Annotated in this window: 1 protein-coding gene; it reads right to left on the reverse strand. The window is 44.2% G+C overall.

Annotated features, from left to right (window positions below):
* Positions 1-1,167: IS256 family transposase (locus PVE40_RS12770; RefSeq protein ID WP_420828537.1), on the reverse strand; the 1,167-nt coding region annotated here is incomplete at its 3' end.
* Between the last annotated feature and the right edge of the window lie 48 nt (positions 1,168-1,215).

Consider the following 1,215-nt stretch of genomic DNA (forward strand, 5'->3'; position numbering starts at 1 on the left):
CATTTGTTCGAGCTCGCCTTCGGCCTGTTGGAAACCTTTATGACTGCGACCTAGGAATTTTTGGTTGTAAGTATCAAAAGACGAGACTAAGAAACGTTCCATCGACTCTTCATTTTGGAACTGTTCCTTGCGGTGGCTGTATTTCTTGATTTGCTTATTAAAGGATTCAATCAAGTTCGTAGAGTAAATAGTCTTGCGTATGGCTAATGGGAAATCATAGAAAGTGAGCAGGTAATCGTTCGAAAGGATCGATTCCACCATTTTTGGATAGCTGGTTTTCCATTTTTCCGCAAAAGCACCACGTGCTTCCAATGCCGCCTTTTTAGATGACGCTTGATACACCATTTTAAAATCATCACAGACTTCCTTACGATCATCGACACGCACTTTGTGACTGATATTACGGGAAACGTGCACACAGCAATGTTGAAAACGGGCTTTGGGGTAGAACCGCTGCACGGCCCCTGCCATCCCCTTTAAGCCATCCGTGATGAAAAGGAGGACGTTTTTCACGCCACGTTCCTGGAGGTCTATTAAAATCTCTTCCCAAATCGTGATAGATTCAGTTGGTGCAATCGCATAGCTCAACACTTCCTTTGAACCGTCCGGGCGAATGCCAACTGCGATATGAATGGCTTCCTTGGCGACGGTTTTCCGCTTTAAAGGGATATAGGTTGCGTCCATATAAATAGCGGCATAACGGTCATGAAGCTCACGTTCCTTAAATGAAGTGACTTCTTCCGTAAATGATTTAGTCATATTGGACATGGTTTGGGGCGTGTAGTGATGCCCATACATTTTCTCAATCAAGTCTGCGATTTCTGACATGGTGATACCTTTTCGGAAGAGGTGAATGACGGTCTCCTCTAAGGTATCATTCGTCCGTCTATAAGCAGGAACAGTCTGTTGCTTGAACTCGCCGTTGCGGTCGCGCGGAATCTGGAGATGAAGTTCCCCGTACTCGGTCTTGACCGTACGGTCATAGGAGCCGTTACGAGAATTACCCGTGTTAAAACCAATGCGATCGTACTTTTCGTAATCGAGGAAAGCCGTTAACTCCGTTTTGAGAAGCGTATTGACAGCTTTTTCCAAATGGACACGGAATAATTCATTCAAATCGCCTTTGTTCGCTAGAGTCTTTAGAATTTCTGTAGTAAAATCGTTCATATGGAAGTCCTCTTTTCTGTGAATGTGTTGTGGTAACTCTATTCTACA

The organism is Jeotgalibaca caeni, from assembly GCF_028863945.1.
GTDB lineage: Bacteria > Bacillota > Bacilli > Lactobacillales > Aerococcaceae > Jeotgalibaca > Jeotgalibaca caeni.